The following is a 20,042-nucleotide window of genomic DNA, read 5'->3' as shown; positions in this document are numbered from 1 at the left end:
GTATAATATTAGGATAAGATATAGTAAAATTTGAGGGGGTGGATATAATTGGAATTGATTAATGGTAGATATAGATTAATAAAAGTTATTGAACATAAGACAAATAAGACTATATACTTAGCTGATGATGTTTTAAAAGCACAAAAGGTAATGCTTAATATAGTTAAGCTTGAATACATCCCCAAGAATTTTGATATTTATGATATGGATATAAATGAATATTTAAGTATTAATAGTAAATACATTATTAAGATATTGGATATGGGAATAGTAAAATCAATTGATAATAGGAAAGTTGAGAATATTTCTTATTATTATTATATAACTGAGCATGAAGATACTTATAAGTTTGATATTACCCATATAAAAGATTTTCAACAATTAAAGAGTGGATTTATTGATATATGCAAAGGATTAAGTTATTTGCATCTAAAAGGAGAAATCTATAAATATCTAAATCCAGGAGATATTATAATATATCATGATGAGAACAATCAATTACATGCTAAGATAAGAGATATACTTAGTAGTAAAATTGATGAATATAATATATTATCAGTGGATAATGAGAAATTAGAATATAAAGCTCCGGAGCTTATAAATGGTGAAGAAATAAATGAGAGTATAGATATATATTCTTTAGGCATGATAATCAAGAATACTATTATTCCGAATTTTAATAGCGATGTGAAGGATTTAAATGAGATAAAAGATAAAAATAATATGGTAATGAAGTTATTCATTATTGTAAGAAAAATGATAAATAAAAATCAAAAGAAAAGATATAAAAGTATTGAAGAATTAGTAGAGCAGTTCAATAGAATTTATAATCTTGAAGAAAAATTTTATGATGTTAATGATGTTGAAAAAATTAATTTTAAACATAAAATGTATGGAAGAGATTTAGAGATAAAAGAAATACTTGAATGGTATGATAAAAATGAGAATGGAGTGGCATTTGTTCATGCTCCAAATGGTATGGGTAAGACTAGATTCTTAAATGAAATTGAATACAAATTAAAACTTAGAAGTAATGAGATATATTCAAGTTTTTTGTTAGAAAGTAAAGAGAATAATAATTACATAATCTTTGAAGAAATCATTATGAAATTTTTTCATGAAACAAAAAAAGAGATAGTTAAAAAATATGAAGAAGAATTCAAATTAATAATCCCAGAAATAAATTCAAAAAAAATACAACCAATTTCTTTGTTTAATGATACAAATGAAAGATATAAATTCAATAGTAGATTGCTGAATTTTATATATGATGCTATAGAAAATAAAAAGGCAATTATAATAATTGATAATCTTCAATATGCATCAGAATATATAATTGAAATTTTAGAGATGCACTTGTTAAAGAATAATCTTGATAAGAATATTTTGTTTATATTGTCATATAGTGATGAAGAAATTTGGTTAAATAAGTTTGCTCATGGATTTATTACAAAGTTTAAAGATAAGAATAACAATCTTAATATTCCGCTAACATCGTTAAATCTTAAAGATTCAACGATGTTAATTAAGGACATGCTTAGTATGTCCTATCTTCCAAATAAATTTGCAAAGAGAATATTTAATCATACTTATGGAAATCCCATATTTGTTCAAGAAGTAATAAAAGATCTTTTTGCAAAAAAAGTTATGTATATTGATGAAAGTATTGGAAAATGGACAATAGACTTTGAAGATTATGATGAGTTAGATTTACCAGAAAATATTGTTATAGCATCAATGGGACAAATAAATGATTTGAACAAAGATAACTATGATTTTCTAAAAAAACTTTCTGTTTTAAAAGATGATATTAACATAGAAATTATTAAAGAAGCATTTAATTATTCCGAAGCTGATATTTTATATTCAATAGATTCATTGTGTAGAAAAGGATTATTATCTCGTAATAATCAAAGATATGAAAGACAATATTATTTTACTAACAAAATGATGAAAGATGTTATATATGGAAGATTAAAGGACGATGAAAAGAAAACTTATAATAATTTGATTGCTTTGATCTTTGAAAAAAAATATTTGAGTGGGGAAAAGATAGATATAAGAAATATGGTAAATCACTTTGAAAAAGCTCAAGATTATTCAAAGGTGAAAGAATATTGTAGCCTTTTAGCGGAGAATATGATTAACATCAATGATAATTTATTAGCTATTGAGTATTTGGAAAAAGCTATTAGATATTCAGACAATTATGATGAGAATGATATAAGAATAATGATAAAGCTTGCTCTATTAAATCATCAGTGTGGGGAAAGTGAAAGAGCAATTGAAATATTACATGAAGCGGATGAAAAAGCAGAAGGAAGAAACTTTATTGAACTTAGATTTGAAATATTGAATGAGTTGACAAATTTATTTAATAGAAGCAAAAACACTTCAAAATGTGAAGAACTTGTTGAGATTATGTTTGAATTATATTCAAAAACTAAATATAAAAAAGGATATTTATATTACCTTTTAAATAAAACAAGAATATATGCATTCCAGCAGGGTGATCTTGAAGAAGGATCTAAAATATTGAAGGAAGCAAAAGAGCTTGCTTCTGAAAGTGAATATAGAATATTAGGGGAACTTTATAATATTGAAGGAATAATTAATTTTCTGAAATCTAATACAATGATGGGAATTGAATGTTTTAAACAAGCGTTGAAATACTATGAAAAAGATAATTATATTAAAGGTAAAATACATTGTTTAAATAATATTGCTGTTATATATTATGAACATTTTCAAGATATTCAAAAAGGTATGGAGTTCTTTGAAAAAAGTAGAGAGATAGCAGAAGAATATAGAATTATTGAGATTCTTCCACTTATATTCTCCAATTTAGCAGAGTCAAATATAGATTTAAATAATTTGGAAAGAGGAGAAATATATCTTAACAAAGCAATACAAATTTTAAAAGGTGGAAATGATAAGCAGAGCTTACTATCTACAAATGTTGCGTTTGTATCTTTAAACTTGAAATATGGTAATTTAAAGATAGTGGAGAATTACTATTCCGAATGTAAAGAAATAATTGCTAAGAATGGTGATTATAATAGAGACAAAGGTGAATATTATATTACAGCAGCACTAAGAGCTCTTTTTTATCTGAATCTAGATTATGCAAAGGAGCTTTGTGATAAGGCTGAACAAGTCTATGGAGAAGAACAGAATAAGGCTTTATGGAGAGTATATCTTACAAAAAATTTAATAAAGTTTTATCGAGGAGAAGATGTAGACAAGCTTTTAGAAGATAGCTTTCATATAATAGATAGGATAATCTATCCAACAGAAAAGATGAATATGCTCTTTGAATTAGCTGTTACTCTTGCTTTAATAGGATATAAAAATTACTTAAAAAGTATATTTGAAAAAATAATTGCTTTGAAAATAGATAATATGAATATAAATAGCCTGATTAAATATGAAATAGCTAGGGCATACACTGAGAAGGATTATGATATTGAGAAATTAATAGGTTTGATGAATGAAATAAAAGATACAAAGATGAAATTAATTAGTCTTTTTGGCAATTATGTCATAGCATCAATTTATTATAAAAAGAAGAATTATATCTACGCTCTTAATTATTATCTAATTGCAATTGACATTTTTAAAGAAATTTATGAATATATTCCTTTAAAATATAAAGAAAGTTTTATAGATAGAAAGATTTTACATGAAGTGTTAGCTATTATCAGAGAACTGAAAATATACTTCACAAGAAATAATGAAGATACCAATTATGAAATGCGAATAGAAGATCAATTTAAAAGTATGATTTCTTTTGATTTTTTCAAAGAGATTGTAAATAGTAAAGCTTTTAATGAATACACTAAAAAATTATATAAACATAAGGAATTATATTATATTGAAGATATTAAAGATATAACTAGGAATTTATTCTCTAGTCCAGAGGAAAATCTGAAATTTATATGTAATTTTCTTGAAAATATAACGTTAGCATCGAGATGTATGATAATTAAAAGTAATAGTTCGGAACATAAGGTTATTTTTAGTAGTAATGGAGATGTTCAACTACCTAAAGATATGAATATAATTGACAGAGTAAAGATAACTAGGGAAAATATAACCTTTAATAAACTCCACGGGGAGAAAAGTAGAATTAATGTGGATGGTAGGATGAATGGTATTATATGTTTGCCTATAGAAGATTCATATCATAGAGATATAATAAATATAAACGATAGAAATCGTGTTAAAAATAAGAGTAGTAGAATTAAAGGTGTTCTTTATATAGAATCATATAATATTTTGAATAATTTTAATGAGCATACTGTTTCAAAATGTCTAGAATTAATGCCGCTTATCAGTTCTATTATGAGTAGTTATGAATTTAAGATGATTTCTGCAATTGATAAATTAACAGGAGTATATACAAGAAAGTATTTAATGGATTCATTTAAGTTAGAATTAGAAAAAACATATGAAGAAGGAAATGAATTAAGTGTATTAATAGCTGATTTAGATCACTTTAAAAATATAAATGATAAATTTGGGCATCAAAAAGGTGATGAGGTATTAGAAGAAGCCAGCAGAATAATGAAGAATTCAATAAGAACAGATGACATAATAGGACGATATGGTGGAGAAGAATTCTTAATTATTTTACCTAATACTGGGGCTAATGAGGCTATGAAAATTGCAGAAAGAATAAGAATTAATCTTATGAATTCCAATATTATAGGAGAAAATTACCCAGTAACTGTAAGTATAGGTTTAGCTTCGTACCCAGAGCATAGTCAATTACAAGAGGAACTAATTGAGAAGGCTGATAAGGCATTATATGATGCTAAAGAAGAAGGACGAAATAGGGTTAAAATATATACACCCCTTATGGAGTTTGGAAATAAAGGGGCGAATAAACTTTCAGGAATAATTACTGGAAACTCTGTTGAAGATTCTAGAAATGTACTTACATTTATTGAAGTTTTGGATTTAGTGGATGAACAAATAGGTTCATCTAACAAGATTTATAAACTCTTAGGAAGATTGATTGAGACTACAGAAGCTGAAGATGGAACTTTGTTTAAAGTAAATGATGGTAGAATAGCAGAGGTCTTTTCACGAAGAAGATACAATGAGTCGTGGATTAAGAAAGAAGATTACAACAAAGAGATAGTAAGAGAAGTCATAGAAAATAAAAAGGAAATGTGTACAATCGATTGGAATTTACGTAATAGGAATAACCCCCTTACAGGGCTACCAGACTGGAACTCCATAATATGTATTCCTCTTATAGATCACGAGAGAGTAATAGCTGTATTACTTTTAGAAGTTCCCACTTCAGAGAAGGAATTTAACTATGAAAACCTTAATTTTGTAAATGTTATTATTAAACTGGCAAAGAGAATCTTTTGTCAACCATGTGATGGAAAAGAAAGTGATAAAAATTAAAAAAGGGCTAACGCATATAAGGTTTTATATAGCGTTAGCCTTTTTATTTTCATAATTAATTGAATTATTTAGTTTGCATCATCTTCTGATTCAGCATTATCTTTTAGACCTTTTATTACAAAAAATAAATTCCACCATTCTTCTGCAGATTCCACTAATTCATCAGCCTTATAATATCTATCTTTCCCTTTAAGAGTGACATCATTATATGTCCTGTTCCGACTAGCTGGATCATAAACAGTAAAATAGAGCTCACCATCAACTATAACGTATCCTTTCACTATTAAAAAGTGTCCTCCGCTATTGGTATGAAACTTTCCAACTCTTTGTTCGCTATTCTGATTATAGTTTAGATATTTTGTGTCTATACACATTAAGAGTATATGACCTTCATTTAGGGCATTCATTAATTTATCAGAAGTTACTATTCCAACCTTTTTATAGTCAATGTCATTCATATACAAGTAACAAACTATATCATCAGTATGCCACCAGCCCCCCTTTGACTGAAGCGTATTTCTTGCATCTTCAGCTGTATTCTTAAATTCTTTGTCAGCCCATTTAATTGCCATAGTAACACTTGATGGACCACAATTATCCTTACTATGAATACCTGTATTACATTGATCTATATACCATTCATAATCTCTATCATTTTGAACCTGTTCCTCTAAATTATAGCCTAACCCCCAAGCGATTAATTTTTGGGTCTCTTTATCTTTGTCATTCAGCTTTTTTCTAGTTTCAAATGTATGCTTAAAATCACTTTTAAGGTTCTTATCAATTATTGATTCAATATTCTCATTTAATGTGACTTTATATTTAGTGTCTAACATATATCCATCTTCTGGGGGATATATTTTAAGTGTATTTCCTTCTAGTATAATTTTATTATTTTCTACTATCTGTCCTTTATCATCTTCAATTGTAATGCATTCATTTATATTGATATTTTCTTCTATGTCTTCACGTAATTGTATAGTCCAAGTTTTAAATGCAGAAACTCTTTCTGTAGTTATAGTTTCATAGTTTTTATAGGCAGCATATGAAGATATTATAATTAATAAAGATAGTATAACGCCTAATAAATACTTTTGATTTTTTTTCACGATGCAATCACTCCCCTTTAAATTTTACAAAGTAAACTAAAATGATTTATAATACTTACTTTAATCATACTAAATTGGACCATATAATGGCGAAATTAGGAATTAGTTTCTTGAAAAACGTGATATTTATATATACAAAATGGCAAATAAAATCATTTTTATGTATCTATTTTACGAAATCAAAATATAATATAGTGTTGACATAAAAAAAACTATATGGTAATATTATAAAAAATTAAATTAAAAGGCATTGATAAGGACGAGTAGAAATAGTTTCGCTACTACAGAGAGCTCTGGTTGGTGAGATGGAGCATAGAAGATTATTTTGAATACACCTTTGAGCTGTAGTCTGAAAATATGTACAATATTAGTAGGATGTTCCGGAATCCCGCACACGTTATAGTGCTAGAGTATCATGTATTCAGTGTTTTAATATGATTATATTGTACTTGAAAAGGTTGATATGGTAACATATTGATAAAATACGAGGTGGTACCACGTGAGTATATACTCCCGTCCTCTGCAGAAGATAATTCTGTAGAGGGCGGGATTTTTTATTTTAAAATTAGTCGTGCGCAGACTTTTTATATAGATATTAAAAATTATTTAGAAATAAAAAATATGATTGGAGAGGATATTATGAAAAAATTAACTATAGATGAGCAAATGAGATTACTTTTAAAAGGACTAGAAGAGGTTATAAGTGAAGGGGAACTTAGAGCTAAGCTTGAGAAGAGCGAAACAACAGGGGAACCATTAATAGTAAAGTTAGGATTAGACCCTACAGCTCCAGATATTCATCTTGGTCATTCTGTTGTGTTGAGAAAAGCAAAGCAATTTCAAGATTTAGGACATAAAGTAATTATCATTATTGGGGATTTTACAGGTATGATTGGTGATCCATCAGGGAAATCGAAAACTAGAAAACCCCTTACAAGAGATGAGGTTTTAATAAATGCAGAAACATACAGAAGGCAATTATTTAAGATTTTAGATCCTGATTTTACTGAAGTAAGGTTTAATAGTGAGTGGTTAGAGTGTATGTCTTTTAAGGAAGTAATTGAGTTAATGGCAAAGCAAACAGTAGCAAGAATACTAGAGAGAGATGATTTTAAAAATAGGTTTAATAATAATCAGTCTATTGGACTTCATGAATTTACGTACCCGTTAATGCAAGGGTTGGACTCAGTTATAATAAATGCTGATGTAGAGTTGGGTGGTACAGATCAGACCTTCAATATACTTATGGGAAGGACACTTCAAAAGGAGTACAATAAGGAGAAACAAGTGGCTATGTTTGTTCCTATTCTTGAGGGAACAGATGGTAAGGAGAAAATGAGTAAAAGTTTAGGAAACTACATTGGAGTAAACGAAAATCCAAAAGAAATATTTGGAAAGGTTATGTCTGTACCCGATGAGCTTATAATAAGATACTTTGAACTAGTTACTGACGTCCATCCAGATGAAATAGATGTATTCAAGAAACAGCTAGAAGAGGGAACCGTGAATCCAAGGGATTTAAAATTAAATTTGGCAGAAATAGTAGTATCACTATACCATGGTAGTAATGCAGGGAAGAGAGCGAGAGAAGAATTTATAAGCATATTCTCTAATAAGAGTTTACCAAAAGATATTGAAGAGATTCAGTGTCCTGATGGGGATTGTATATGTAACAAGCTAATACAAATAATATTAAAAATGAGCTTTGCTAATACTAATAGAGAGGCAAGGAGATTAATTTCTCAAGGAGCTATAAAGATAAATGGAGAGAAATTCATTGAAGATGAATGTTTTGAACTTAAAGCTGGAGATGTTATACAGGTTGGAAAGAAAAGGTTTGTTAAAATTAAAAACTAAGCCAAAGGAGGGAGTACGATGGAATTTTATAAGTGGGTTAAAATAGAAATATATGTACCAGAAGATAAATTACAAGATATAAGGGGTGCATTGAATAAAGGGGGAGCAGGAAAAATAGGTGAATATGATAACTGCCTTTCAATGTATGAAGTTAGAGGGTATTGGCGTCCACTAGAGGGCGCAGACCCTTTTGAAGGGGAAGTGGGGAAAGTTTGTGAGGGAAGAGAACTCAAAATAGAAGCAAGATGTTATATTGATAATGTAAAGGCTACTATAGATGAAATACTAAAGGTTCATCCATATGAAGAGCCAGTAATAAATATTGTCCCATTAATAAACCATGTATATATTGATGATAATATGAAAAAGAACTCGCAAAAATAAACAAATGAATAAAATAGAATATATAGAATTTAAGAATAAATATCAAAGATTTTCTTTGGTTAAAATTACATTTTATATATTCGAATAAATCAATTTCTAATATGGAATATCTATATAATTAATTCACTATTTTCATACACGAGAATATACTAAAATTATAGTAATGATTATGAGGGTAGCATTGTATGAGAATGGCCATAAAGTTGAAGGATGGAAAGAAATACTTTTATAGTGAGGCTCAATCACAGCAAATTGCTCGTAACTTAAATTATGTTAAATTACTTCAGATACTTACAAATGCTAGCAGTATGAAGAGTGGTTCAAGCATAAAAATATTGAATCAAATATTCAAGGTGGAGAACATAAAATCATTTGAATTCTTTTTATGAATGAAAGAGAGAAAATGGAAAATTCGAAATTTTGCATTTTAAACTGTTGACAACGTCGAAAGAATTGTATAAAATTACAATATATTGGTGAGTGTGTCTAAACAATGTAAATCTATTGTGAGCGGCACAGGGAAAATCCTACACGCAGATATGTAACCCTGCGGAGTCGCTATTGCGATTCTGATAGGGTTTTTTTGCTTTATCTGATTAAAGTGAAAAAGGATGAAAGGAGGTTACTAGTTATGGAATTGCTAATTAGAGAAGGAAATAAGAATGATATTAAAGAAATGGATGCATTAATGTATGAGGGCGATGAACATCATAGAGTAAACCTTCCACATAAATTTAGAAAATCTCATGAATCAAGAGAAGAATTTATTAATAGTAAACTTGATGATGAAGAATCAAATATATTTGTTTGTGAATATAAAGGAAATATTGTTGGTTTAATAATAGCTAGAGTTATGAAAACACCAGACATTTCTATATTTAAACCCAGACAATTTGGTTGGATTGAAAATTTAATAGTCCAGGATAGCAGCAGAGGATTAGGTATTGGTAAAAAGCTCATGGATGAAGCCGAAAATTGGTTGAAGAGTAGAGGAATAGAAGAAATAGAATTGAATGTATATGATTTCAACAAAGCAGCTATAGCCTTATACGAGAAGTTAGGATACATAGATCTTAGCAAGAAGATGATTAAGAAAATTTAGAAATTTGTTATTCATGCGCCGTGTGATGTAAAGCCTTTCCCACAGGATGAAGATTTATATGGTGCAGATGTGTTATTAATAGGAAATACTATACCAGATCAACCATTAAACGATGGGTATCTAATTCCCAAAGGAAACCCGTTATCGGAAGATTTGTTTTCAATATATGAAGTTCTTGTCTTGAGATGAAAAATAAATATAAAATATCCAAGACTATAGTAAGCTAATAAATATATAAATATATAAGCTAAACAAGAGGAGGAATCATAATGAATAGAAAGGTAATTAACTGGATGTGGGAAAATGAAGACGCACAGAAGGCATTTGCTGACTGGGTGGGTTTTCCTGGGAAAAAAGAAACAGCTGAGGAAGTAGATAAACTAAATCATTTGTTAAAGTTTGAAGGGGATTTGAAAATTCTTGATGTTGGATGTGGAACAGGAAGACATTCCTTGGAATTGGCTAAGAGGGGACATAATGTTACTGGTATTGATATTGCATCCTTATATATTGATGAAGCTAGAAAACATGCACTATATAATGATTTAAATGTTGATTTTAGATTTCAAAGAGGATTACATATTAGAGATAAAGAACAGTACGATTTCATATTAGCGTACAACCATACATTAGGACTTATGAAAGAAGAAGAGCTGAATCAACACTTTAAGAATATTCATAAAGCACTTAAAGGGGATGGAAAATTTCTTTTAAAGATAGCTGGAACGACGATGAATGGACAATTAACTCAGGAGAAAATAAAAGACTGGGGAGAGCAAAATGGTAAATATATTTTAAGTGAAAAATATATGGAAGATGGATTTAGAATCGAGAATTGTATCTTTATTGATCCTAAGAAAAAAGAGATTATTGAATACAGAGAGAAGCAAAAAGCATTTACTCATGGAGAGATACTAGATATCTTAAAGGAATCAGGTTTTTCAGATATTGAATGTTATTCTGATATACATGGTGAAGTTGCAGATGAAAACAACTTTGGGGTGTATATTTGCAAGAAGTAACTATAAAGACAAAGAACAGAGAAGAAAGAAGAAAGAAGAAAAATATTCTTCATGCTTCAGAATATCTTAATTTTAGTATATATGCCGTATATCTATAGAAGGGAAAACTAATATATAAATCGTAATTAAAGGGAGGAAGAAATATGCCACATTATTATGGAGACAGAATAGTTTTAAGAGAATATAGACAAGAAGATTTTGAGTGTATCAGAGGATGGGTAAACGACCCTGAGATTACAGCCAATTTATCAGATATATTTATATTTCCTCATACAGCAAGCAATACTGAGGCGTATATGAACTTTATTAACAGTAAGAAGGGGCTAGAAAAGACTAATTTTATTATTGCCAATAAAGACACTCAGGAGTATATTGGACAAATAGATTTAATAGAAGTGGATTGGAGAAGTAGATTTGCGGTATTAGGTATTGTTATTGGTACCAAAGGAAATAGGGGAAAAGGATATGGTTCTGAAGCCATCAAGGTTATGCAACATATCGTATTTAACGTATTAAACCTTAATAGACTTGAATTAGAGGTGCATGATTATAATAAACGTGCTATAAGGTGCTATGAGAAATGTGGATTCAAGGAGGAAGGAAGACTAAAAGAGAAGTTCTTCCACAATGGAGAATACACAGATTATTTAATCATGAGCATCCTGAAGAGTGATTATGATGAGATGAATAAATAGAGAAAATTCATCTTTATAATTAGCCATGCTTTGCACCCAACATTAAAGCGCTGTACTAGAAAATATAGCGATTTAGGAGGTGCGGGGTGTGGCTTTTTTGATTATTTAGAAACAATAAGGGGGTTTTAAAAATGATTAGGAAGTATAAAGATGAAGATTATATTGAAGTTACTAAGGTTCATGTTGATTCTTGGAAAACAACTTATAGAGGAATAGTGCCAGATGAATATCTTGAGAATATGACTTATGAGAGCAGATATGATAGAAACAGGCAATTCATGGCTAGTGGTAATGTTTCAGGTTTGGTATTTGAAAATAAAGATAAGAACCTTGTTGGGTTTGCCAAATATGGAAGTTCTAGAGAAGATATATGTAATAAAGGTGGAGAAAAATATGATGGTGAACTATATGGGATTTATTTTTTAAAAGAAGCTCAGGGACAAGGATATGGGAAGCAACTTTTAAATAAGGTAAGAGAAGAGTTAAAGGAAAGAGGATTTAAAAACATGATTTTATGGGCACTAGAAGAAAATAATGCCTGCGGATTCTATAAGGCAATGGGAGGAGAAAAATTGTCAGAGGAGAAATGGCTAGAGTATGGAGGGAAGAAAGTAAAGGCTGTTGCTTTTGGATGGAAACTTTAAAAGAAATGGATAATTGATAATGTATAATGAAGGACATTTCTCTACGAGAAATCTTAATTGTATTGTTTTTTTGACAAAGAGATTTTACTCGTTTCAGCTGGCTGAAACATTGTAGATGTGTTGAAGATATTTAAGGGGGAGAAAGTATGTTAATCAATGATTTTGAAAACTTTATTATTGATACTTTTACAAAAGAAAAATTAGAGATTGTAAAAGGAAAAAATGAATATGGATTCACTAACATGGGAATAAAAGATGTTTCTAAATTGGGGTATTGTACCAATTTAACTATTGAATCTGCACGAGAAGCAGCAAAAAATAATGTTGATTTGTTAATAACACATCATGATGCTTGGGAATGGATGTCTGGAATAAAGGAAGAAGTACTTGAAATTTTAAAACATAGTAACATAACGCATTTCTTTATTCATTTACCTTTAGATGATGCTGAATTTGGTAACAACACTTCAATATTAAAAAAACTTGGATTTAGGGTCACAGATAAATTTTCAAATGACGAAGGAATGTATTGTGGAAGAATAGGAGAAATAGATGAGCCAATCGAGTTTGAAAAACTTGTGAATAAAATAGAAATGTTGCTAGAAGAACCAGTACGAAAATGGAAAAACAACGAAAGATTAATAAAGAAAATAGGGGTAGTAACAGGTGCAGGTTTTTCTGCTATTGATATAAAAGATGCTGTTAATTTAGGTTGTGATGCATATTTTACTGGTGAAAAGATACTATATACTGTTCAATATGCACAATATAGTAAAATGAATCTTATAGTTGGCAGTCATACATTTACCGAGATATTCGGATTGGAAAGTTTAGTTAAAATGATAAATAAAAGATATCCTATGGTAGAGATTATTAGGATTAAAGAAGAACATATTGAGTAAGTATGGCATCTAACAAGGTGCTTTAATTTATTCTTAAATGCTAACTAATCCATAATAATTAAATTTTACATTACATTGATTATATGTAGTCTATGTATAAATGTACAAAATCAGTTAGAGCAGGATGTACTACACTAGATAGCAAAAGGGGGGACTTTAGTGAGGGTTTGGTACTAATAATACAATTACTCACTAAAGGTGAAAAATGGAGAATAAAAAGGTTATTAGAAAAGATTTTAGAAGGTTAAACACACTTCAAACAAATTATCTTTCATATATGAAGAGTCTGTCAGATGAGGGAAGAGATCATCCAGTAGTATGGAATATTATGCATATGTACTCATCTGCTCAGTTAGCTAAAGTTTTAGCAAATAAGAGAGGAATTGATGAGGAGTTAGCCGCAATAACAGCTGCAATACATGATATTGGTGCTGTGATGACTAAAACTCAAAAAAATCATGCTGAAGCTGGAGAAATCTATGTATATGAGTTCTTAGAAAAGTACAATGAAACATTCAGAGGTGATTCACCAATAATAACTAAAAAGGAAATAGACAGTATAGCATATGCAGTTGTTAGACATAGTCAGAAAGATGTAGCTGATGAGGACGATTTAACTGAGTTATTGAAGGATGTGGATTCACTAGATAGATATCTTCATGGAGTTAAGACTAAAGGGGCACATTATGACAGATGTGTGAGGGTTGCTAAAGAGATGGGAATAGAGATAAGCCTATCCACTCTCAACTAATAGAACTATTATTTGAAAACAAAATCAATGAAATCAAAGATAGAATTATTCTTTAGAAACAACAAGGGGGTTTTAAAAGTGAGATATTTTAAGAAGTTAGATGGTGAAAGGTTATATCTTTCACCAATGAATGTAGAAGATTATGAAATATATACAAAGTGGATGAATGATTTAAATGTAACAATAAATTTAGGAAACTTCGCAACAAATGTCAGTACATCTAAAGAAAAGGAAGCTGTAGAAAGATTAGCAAATGAAGAGAGCAACTTTGCAATTGTATTAAAAGATGAAGATAAATTAATAGGAAATTGTTCTTTATTTCAAATTGATAATATCCATAGAAAAGCAGAATTAGGTATATTTATCGGAGAAGAAGAACATAGGGGTAATGGATACGGAGTTGAGGCAATAGAACTTATTTTATCCCATGGATTCAAAGTCTTAGGCTTAAACAATATAATGTTAAGAGTTTTTTCATTCAATGAAAGAGCTATAAGAGCATATGAAAAAATAGGATTTAAAGAGATAGGAAGAAGAAGAGAGGCTTATTATATAAACAATAAATATTTTGATGAAATATATATGGATATAGTTCAAAGGGAATATGAATGTAAATATTTAGATGATATACTTCCGAGATAATTCAGACGAGTTGACTAATAGGAATAAAATGTGGATAACTTAAGAGCAAAAAGTTTGAATTGTGGATTATTTTTGATTTTTTTAATTGTGGATAAAAGTGATTTGAGGAAGAGTAATTTTAGAAAACAGAAATTAATTATAACAGAATGTATGAGAAAATTCAAAGGTTTTAGGGGGGGATCTAATGAATTTTGGAATTGATAATATGGATATTCATTTTAATAAATGTGCTTCAGATTATGATAGGCATTTTTATGAAGATTTAGGGATGTGCCAATTCTATGATGAAATAGAAAAGCAGATTAATATTTGTGGAAAACCAAAAATCATTTTGGTTCTTGGGTGTGGAACAGGACTTGAAATAGAAAGAATTAAGCATTCTGCGATAGTTACAGCAATTGATATTTCATCTGGGATGTTGGCAGAGCTAAAGGAAAAGGAAGTGTATCCGCAAGTAACATTAAATACTATTTGTGGTTCGTATTTTGATGTTACGTTTACAGAAAATAATTTTGATATGGTGCTTTCTACATATTCCTTTCATCATTTTACGGTACAACAAAAGATACGACTCTATAACAAAATATACAATTGTTTAAAACCAAATGGTTATTTTATAAATGGTGATACTGTAAGCAAAGACAAAGACACTGAAATTAATTTAATAAATAAAGCAGAAGAGTTCTATAAAAGGCAACAACTTTCTTTTGGCAGTATGCATATTGATGTTCCACTGGCGTTAGATACTGAACTTGCTTTATTTTCTGATACAGGGTTTAACAATATATCAGTTGAAAGAAGATGGAATAAAACTGCATTGATTAAAGCAATAAAGTAGCTGATATTAATTGTGTTTGTGTTAAAAAGGGGGAATAAGGATGTTTGAGTTCAAAAATTTTGATTACTTAACTGATGGTGAGATTGATTTAAAGATTATAGAAAAAACACCATCTAATGAAGAAAAAGGCTATGTGCCTGCTTATAAATATAGAATTACACTACATGATTCAGATGAAAGTGTAGGTACTATTGATTTTAGAGTCGGGTACAACGAAAATCTATATTATGTGGGGAATATTGGTTATGCAATTAAAGAAACTAACAGAGGAAATAAGTATGCTTCAAAGGCTTGTAAAATTATCAAAATCGTAGCGATTACACATGGAATGAATAGAATTATAATTACTTGCAATCCAGACAATTTACCATCCAGAAGAACTTGTGAAATAGCAGGTCTTAAACTTAAAGAGATAGTAAATTTACCCTCATATACTCAGTTGTATCAAGAAGGGGAACGACAAGTGTGCATATATGAATGGAGTTTAGAATAGTTAGTGCTTCGATTTATTCTTATGTTAAGAAATGAGAGATTGATATGCAACAAATCCAATAACAATAAAATATTGTAATTTGATCAAAGTATTAATAATATTAATTTTATTTAAGAGGGGAGAGCTTATATGGATTTAAGGGCAAAGAGACTTGCTGATGTGATAATTGAGTATTCAATTGAGCTTAAGAAGGGTGAAACGATTCTTATAGAAGGAGAAGAAGTAGTTATCCCATTTATGAAGGAAGTTTATAGGAGGGCTATTGAAATTGGAGCTCATCCTACAATCAATGTTAGTTTTAGGGACGCAGATGAGTATCTGTTCAAGAATGGAAGTGTTGAGCAGATTAAACATTTATTTGCTTATGAAAAAAAAATGTATGAAGAAGTGGATGTAATTCTAAATGTTAAGGGAACAACAAATACAAGGGTATTTTCAAATATTAATCCAGAAAAGATGAAGTTACAGACTGAGGGGCATAAGGAGAAAATTGAAACTTTCTTTAGGAGAATGGGAACAGGGGAGATGAGGTATTGTGGAACTCTTTATCCTGTGAGTGCAAATGCCCAAGAAGCAGGAATGTCACTTTCAGATTATGAAGATTTTGTATATGGTGCAGCGCTTATAAATGAGGAAGATGTGATTCGAAAATGGATTAAGGTTAGGGAAGAACAGGACAGAATATGTGAAATACTTAATACTAAAAAGAAACTTAGAATAATTGCAGAAGATACAGATATTAGTATGTCTATCGAAGGTAGAAAGTGGGTGAATTGCCATGGTAAGGTTAACTTTCCTGATGGAGAGGTTTTCACAGGGCCTGTTGAAGATAGTGTTGAAGGGCATATAAAATTCTCATTCCCAGGAATATATGGAGGAAGAGAAGTTGAAGGAATTAGATTAAAGTTTGAAAAGGGTAAGGTTATAGAGGCCACAGCAGAAAAAGGGGAAGAGCTTCTAAAGGCTCTTATTGAAACCGATGAAGGTGCAAAATTCGTTGGTGAGATCGCTGTAGGAACAAACTATGGGATAAACAAGTTCACTAGGAACATGTCATTTGATGAAAAAATAGGAGGCACAGTTCACTTGGCACTTGGACAATCACTTCCAGAATGCCTTGGAAAGAATAAATCAGCTATTCACTGGGATATGCTTTGTGATATGACAGATGGAGAAATCTATGCAGACGATGAACTTATATACAAGTATAAGAATTTTATTATATAAGTAACTTACTCAACTTTTGCACTACATTAGATATAAAAAGGAGGTGAACTTTAGTGAGGGTTTGGTACTTATAATAAGCTCCTCATTAAAGATAAAAAATGAGTGATATAGTTAAACAGCATTACAATGAAAATGCACAGATGGAATGGGAGAGGTTAAACAATCCATATTCAAGGGTTGAATTTTTAAGTCATTTACATTTAATTGATAAGTATTTTCCTAAGAAAGGAAAACTATGTGATATAGGATGTGGACCGGGAAGATATTCTATTGAAATGTTAAAAAAGGGATATGATGTTACATTATTTGAACTTTCTAATGAAGAGTTGAAACTAGCGGAGAAGAACATTAATGAAGAAGGTTTAAAAGCAGAAGAATACATATGTGATAGTGCAATAAATATCAATAGATTAGAGGATAGGAAATACAATGGAATACTAATGATGGGACCTATGTATCATGTGCATGGTAGAGAAGATAGGATAAATACACTAAAAACTATGGGAGATAAATTAGCTGAAGATGGAGTTGCATTGGTAGCATATATTAATTCATACGGTGTGTTAAAGGCAGGGATTACAGAGTGTTTTGAGGAATTTGAAAAGATGGATTTACTAAATAATTGTTTTACTGAATGTGAGTATAGTAAAGATGAAAGCTTCACAGAGGTGTATTTTACAACACCAGAACATGCATTAAAAGAGATTGAGGAAGCAGGACTCGAAATCATTTCATATGCAGGGGCAGAAGGATATATAAGTGGTACACATTATGCTCTTAAGAAAGTGTATGAGGAAAACAGAAAAGCTTATGATAATCTTGTTCAAAGAGCAGTTGAAACTTGTGAGATTCCGCAGTTTAGAGATGCGACTGAGCATTTATCTATAATTGTGAGGAAAAAGAAGCGAAAATAAATGAAGTATTGAAATAAATGGGGGCTTTAAAATGGAATACAAGCGTTATAAAAAAGTTGAAGAATTCTTGGGTGAATGTAAAGGTTTTTTAATGGAGAAAGAAGTTGAGAATAATTTATTTTTAGGAATATGTAATGACATAATTATAGGAGCCAGAGAATATGAAGAAGTATATTGTGGGTCAGTAAAGAAGGAGGGGGAAATAAAGCTTATAGCTCTTATGACAGTACCTCATAATCTCCTTATAGATTCAAGAGATGATGAGTCATTAGAATATTTTTTAGATAAAATGTATAAAGAAAATTTAACAATACCAGGTACTAATGGTAGAAAAGAGACTTCAAAAAAAGCTATAGAGTATTTCAGTGAAAAATATAATAAAGAATATGAATGTGCCATGAATTTAAGAGTATATGAGTTAACAAAAGTTAAAGATGTATCTATTCCAAATGGGCATTTTGAAATGGCAACTATGAAGTATCATGAGTTAATAACAAGATGGATGTATGATGCTACAATCGACTTTGGAATGAAGGTTGAAGGAAATCCTCTGAGCGAGGAAAGACTTAATAGAGCAGAGTTTTTGATAAAGAATAAGAAAGTATATATATGGATAGATGAAGCTGGAAAGCCAGTGACAACTGCTATGAGAATGAAGAAAACAGATCATGGAGAAGTTGTAGGAATGGTATATACTCCAAAAGAATTTAGGAGAAATGGATATGCTACTGCATGTGTAAAGGTTGTTTCTGAAGAAATACTTAAGGAGGGAAATAGATTTGCAGCACTATTTACTGATTTAGCTAATCCTATTTCAAATAGTATATATATGAAGATGGGATATGAACCTATATGTGATTATGATCAATACGAGTTTGAAAAATAAAACAAATAATAAGGGGGTTTAAAGATGTTTTATATTAAGGAGTTATCTCTAGATGATGGACAAGAGATACTAGATATGATTAGAGAAATTGGTCCAGGAGAAAATGGATTTGGTAATAGTGGATGGGATATGAAGGATGAAGAGTTTGAGGGGTATTTAAAAAGAAATATAAGAATGTCACAAGGAATAGGATTAGACCCCAAATACGTTCCGTCGACTAAGTATTGGTTTTATGTAGATGATAAGCCAGTTGGAATTATAAAGCTTAGACCAATTCTTAATGAGAATCTGAGAAAGCATGGTGGAAACATCGGGTACTGTATTAGACCTAGTGAATGTGGTAAGGGGTATGGAGTTATAATGTTGAGAGAACTATTGAAGAAGGTTGAGGCACGAGGTATGAGTAAGGTTCTTTTAACTGTAAATGAGGATAATATTCCTTCAAGGAAAGTAATCGAGAGTAATGGTGGGGAACTTTCCGATATAATAGGTGGATGCTGTAGGTACTGGATAAACTTATAGTTATTTGAAACAAACTCAATGAAATCAAAGATATAATTATACTTTATAAACAATAAGGGGGGGGTAAAGTGGCAAGGATAAAAGAGGAAATAATAAATATTGATGGTCAAGATATACTAATAACTACTCCAACAAAAGAGGATGCTAAGGAAGTGTTAGAATTTCGTAAATGTGCATATGAGGAATCTGATTTTCTTCTAAGATATCCTGATGAGCTTAATATAACGGAAGAACAACAGGGGAATTTCTTAGATAAAATGATAGAAAGTCAGCTTAATGTTTTTATATGTTTAAAAGTAGGAAATAAAATAATAGCTAATTCTAATGTAAATGGAAATGATAAGAGAAAATGTAGACACATAGGGTCAATAGGTATTTCTATAAGAAAAGATTATTGGGGAAAGGGATTAGGAACAAAGTTATTTGAGAAAATCCTTGAATGGGCAGATGAGATGAATATATCAAGACTTACCCTAGAAGTTGATGCTACAAATGAGAGAGGAATAGCTCTTTATAAAAAATTCGGGTTTGAAATAGAAGGAACACATAAAATGACTACGAGACTTTCAGATGGAACTTTCAGAGATTCTTATTCAATGGCAAGAATAGCTGAATAAAAAGAATTTTGAAAAG

General features: G+C 30.0%; 19 protein-coding genes and 1 other annotated feature. Of the genes, 18 read left to right on the top strand and 1 reads right to left on the bottom strand.

Features of this window, described 5'->3' with window-relative positions; translation table 11 throughout:
- Positions 1 to 48 precede the first annotated feature (48 nt).
- On the top strand, positions 49 to 5,421 hold the full coding sequence (locus KDK92_RS19290; protein ID WP_250861027.1) for a diguanylate cyclase: 5,373 nt from the start codon (positions 49 to 51) through the stop codon (positions 5,419 to 5,421).
- A 68-nt stretch (positions 5,422 to 5,489) separates the two neighbouring features.
- On the opposite strand, the gene KDK92_RS19285 is transcribed toward KDK92_RS19290, so the two are convergent.
- Positions 5,490 to 6,530, bottom strand: a complete 1,041-nt coding sequence (locus KDK92_RS19285) for a cysteine peptidase family C39 domain-containing protein (protein WP_250861026.1) — start codon at positions 6,528 to 6,530, stop codon at positions 5,490 to 5,492.
- Positions 6,531 to 6,771: 241 nt separating this feature from the next.
- Positions 6,772 to 7,054: a binding site (T-box leader), on the top strand.
- Between the two features lie 115 nt (positions 7,055 to 7,169).
- Here KDK92_RS19285 and tyrS point away from each other — a divergent pair.
- From tyrS to KDK92_RS19200, 17 genes are all read left to right on the top strand, one after another.
- Entirely contained in the window at positions 7,170 to 8,387 is a 1,218-nt protein-coding gene (gene tyrS, locus KDK92_RS19280) for a tyrosine--tRNA ligase (protein WP_250861025.1), read from the top strand.
- Between the two features lie 18 nt (positions 8,388 to 8,405).
- Positions 8,406 to 8,771 carry a YqfO family protein gene (locus tag KDK92_RS19275; protein WP_250861024.1) on the top strand — a complete coding sequence of 122 codons (366 nt, stop codon included), beginning with the start codon at positions 8,406 to 8,408 and terminating at the stop codon, positions 8,769 to 8,771.
- Positions 8,772 to 8,956: 185 nt separating this feature from the next.
- On the top strand, positions 8,957 to 9,160 hold the full coding sequence (locus tag KDK92_RS19270; protein WP_250861023.1) for a hypothetical protein: 204 nt from the start codon (positions 8,957 to 8,959) through the stop codon (positions 9,158 to 9,160).
- Positions 9,161 to 9,402: 242 nt separating this feature from the next.
- The gene (locus KDK92_RS19265) at positions 9,403 to 9,873 is read left to right on the top strand and encodes a GNAT family N-acetyltransferase (RefSeq protein WP_250861022.1); all 471 of its coding nucleotides are present in this window, start codon (positions 9,403 to 9,405) and stop codon (positions 9,871 to 9,873) included.
- A gap of 269 nt (positions 9,874 to 10,142) precedes the next feature.
- Complete coding sequence (locus tag KDK92_RS19260; protein ID WP_250861021.1) at positions 10,143 to 10,895, top strand: class I SAM-dependent methyltransferase; 753 nt, start codon at positions 10,143 to 10,145, stop codon at positions 10,893 to 10,895.
- A 143-nt stretch (positions 10,896 to 11,038) separates the two neighbouring features.
- Positions 11,039 to 11,590, top strand: coding sequence for a GNAT family N-acetyltransferase (locus KDK92_RS19255; protein WP_250861020.1), 552 nt, complete (start codon positions 11,039 to 11,041; stop codon positions 11,588 to 11,590).
- A 131-nt stretch (positions 11,591 to 11,721) separates the two neighbouring features.
- A complete protein-coding gene (locus tag KDK92_RS19250; RefSeq protein WP_250861019.1) occupies positions 11,722 to 12,234 on the top strand; it encodes a GNAT family N-acetyltransferase in 513 nt (170 codons plus the stop codon).
- 146 nt (positions 12,235 to 12,380) lie between these two features.
- The gene (locus tag KDK92_RS19245) at positions 12,381 to 13,136 is read left to right on the top strand and encodes a Nif3-like dinuclear metal center hexameric protein (protein WP_250861018.1); all 756 of its coding nucleotides are present in this window, start codon (positions 12,381 to 12,383) and stop codon (positions 13,134 to 13,136) included.
- 205 nt (positions 13,137 to 13,341) lie between these two features.
- Positions 13,342 to 13,887: an HD domain-containing protein gene (locus KDK92_RS19240; RefSeq protein WP_250861017.1), complete on the top strand. Its 546-nt coding sequence runs from the start codon at positions 13,342 to 13,344 to the stop codon at positions 13,885 to 13,887.
- A gap of 78 nt (positions 13,888 to 13,965) precedes the next feature.
- Positions 13,966 to 14,529: a GNAT family N-acetyltransferase gene (locus tag KDK92_RS19235; RefSeq protein ID WP_250861016.1), complete on the top strand. Its 564-nt coding sequence runs from the start codon at positions 13,966 to 13,968 to the stop codon at positions 14,527 to 14,529.
- A gap of 184 nt (positions 14,530 to 14,713) precedes the next feature.
- Positions 14,714 to 15,367, top strand: a complete 654-nt coding sequence (locus tag KDK92_RS19230) for a class I SAM-dependent methyltransferase (protein ID WP_250861015.1) — start codon at positions 14,714 to 14,716, stop codon at positions 15,365 to 15,367.
- A gap of 40 nt (positions 15,368 to 15,407) precedes the next feature.
- Positions 15,408 to 15,860 carry a GNAT family N-acetyltransferase gene (locus KDK92_RS19225; RefSeq protein ID WP_250861014.1) on the top strand — a complete coding sequence of 151 codons (453 nt, stop codon included), beginning with the start codon at positions 15,408 to 15,410 and terminating at the stop codon, positions 15,858 to 15,860.
- A 129-nt stretch (positions 15,861 to 15,989) separates the two neighbouring features.
- Positions 15,990 to 17,087, top strand: coding sequence for an aminopeptidase (locus tag KDK92_RS19220; protein ID WP_250861013.1), 1,098 nt, complete (start codon positions 15,990 to 15,992; stop codon positions 17,085 to 17,087).
- Between the two features lie 98 nt (positions 17,088 to 17,185).
- Positions 17,186 to 18,001: a class I SAM-dependent methyltransferase gene (locus KDK92_RS19215; protein ID WP_250861012.1), complete on the top strand. Its 816-nt coding sequence runs from the start codon at positions 17,186 to 17,188 to the stop codon at positions 17,999 to 18,001.
- Between the two features lie 31 nt (positions 18,002 to 18,032).
- Positions 18,033 to 18,887, top strand: coding sequence for a GNAT family N-acetyltransferase (locus tag KDK92_RS19210; protein WP_250861011.1), 855 nt, complete (start codon positions 18,033 to 18,035; stop codon positions 18,885 to 18,887).
- A gap of 24 nt (positions 18,888 to 18,911) precedes the next feature.
- The gene (locus tag KDK92_RS19205) at positions 18,912 to 19,409 is read left to right on the top strand and encodes a GNAT family N-acetyltransferase (RefSeq protein ID WP_250861010.1); all 498 of its coding nucleotides are present in this window, start codon (positions 18,912 to 18,914) and stop codon (positions 19,407 to 19,409) included.
- 68 nt (positions 19,410 to 19,477) lie between these two features.
- Positions 19,478 to 20,026 (top strand): GNAT family N-acetyltransferase, encoded by a 549-nt coding sequence (locus tag KDK92_RS19200; RefSeq protein WP_250861009.1) that lies wholly within the window; start codon positions 19,478 to 19,480, stop codon positions 20,024 to 20,026.
- Positions 20,027 to 20,042: the final 16 nt, after the last annotated feature.

This window comes from Oceanirhabdus seepicola (assembly GCF_023684385.1).
Taxonomy (GTDB): Bacteria; Bacillota; Clostridia; order Clostridiales; family Clostridiaceae; genus Oceanirhabdus; species Oceanirhabdus seepicola.
The sequence above is the reverse complement of the archived record's forward strand: the minus strand, read 5'-3'. Positions and strand labels throughout refer to the sequence as shown.

Bases quoted from the DNA above. Each gene is read 5' to 3' on its own strand.
- KDK92_RS19210 (WP_250861011.1), top strand. From the start codon at position 18,033: ATGGAATACAAGCGTTATAAAAAAGTTGAAGAATTCTTGGGTGAATGT.
- KDK92_RS19260 (WP_250861021.1), top strand. From the start codon at position 10,143: ATGAATAGAAAGGTAATTAACTGGATGTGGGAAAATGAAGACGCACAG.
- KDK92_RS19250 (WP_250861019.1), top strand. From the start codon at position 11,722: ATGATTAGGAAGTATAAAGATGAAGATTATATTGAAGTTACTAAGGTT.
- KDK92_RS19205 (WP_250861010.1), top strand. From the start codon at position 18,912: ATGTTTTATATTAAGGAGTTATCTCTAGATGATGGACAAGAGATACTA.
- KDK92_RS19255 (WP_250861020.1), top strand. From the start codon at position 11,039: ATGCCACATTATTATGGAGACAGAATAGTTTTAAGAGAATATAGACAA.
- KDK92_RS19220 (WP_250861013.1), top strand. From the start codon at position 15,990: ATGGATTTAAGGGCAAAGAGACTTGCTGATGTGATAATTGAGTATTCA.
- KDK92_RS19215 (WP_250861012.1), top strand. From the start codon at position 17,186: ATGAGTGATATAGTTAAACAGCATTACAATGAAAATGCACAGATGGAA.
- KDK92_RS19270 (WP_250861023.1), top strand. From the start codon at position 8,957: ATGAGAATGGCCATAAAGTTGAAGGATGGAAAGAAATACTTTTATAGT.
- tyrS (WP_250861025.1), top strand. From the start codon at position 7,170: ATGAAAAAATTAACTATAGATGAGCAAATGAGATTACTTTTAAAAGGA.
- KDK92_RS19245 (WP_250861018.1), top strand. From the start codon at position 12,381: ATGTTAATCAATGATTTTGAAAACTTTATTATTGATACTTTTACAAAA.
- KDK92_RS19265 (WP_250861022.1), top strand. From the start codon at position 9,403: ATGGAATTGCTAATTAGAGAAGGAAATAAGAATGATATTAAAGAAATG.
- KDK92_RS19275 (WP_250861024.1), top strand. From the start codon at position 8,406: ATGGAATTTTATAAGTGGGTTAAAATAGAAATATATGTACCAGAAGAT.
- KDK92_RS19225 (WP_250861014.1), top strand. From the start codon at position 15,408: ATGTTTGAGTTCAAAAATTTTGATTACTTAACTGATGGTGAGATTGAT.
- KDK92_RS19230 (WP_250861015.1), top strand. From the start codon at position 14,714: ATGAATTTTGGAATTGATAATATGGATATTCATTTTAATAAATGTGCT.
- KDK92_RS19240 (WP_250861017.1), top strand. From the start codon at position 13,342: ATGGAGAATAAAAAGGTTATTAGAAAAGATTTTAGAAGGTTAAACACA.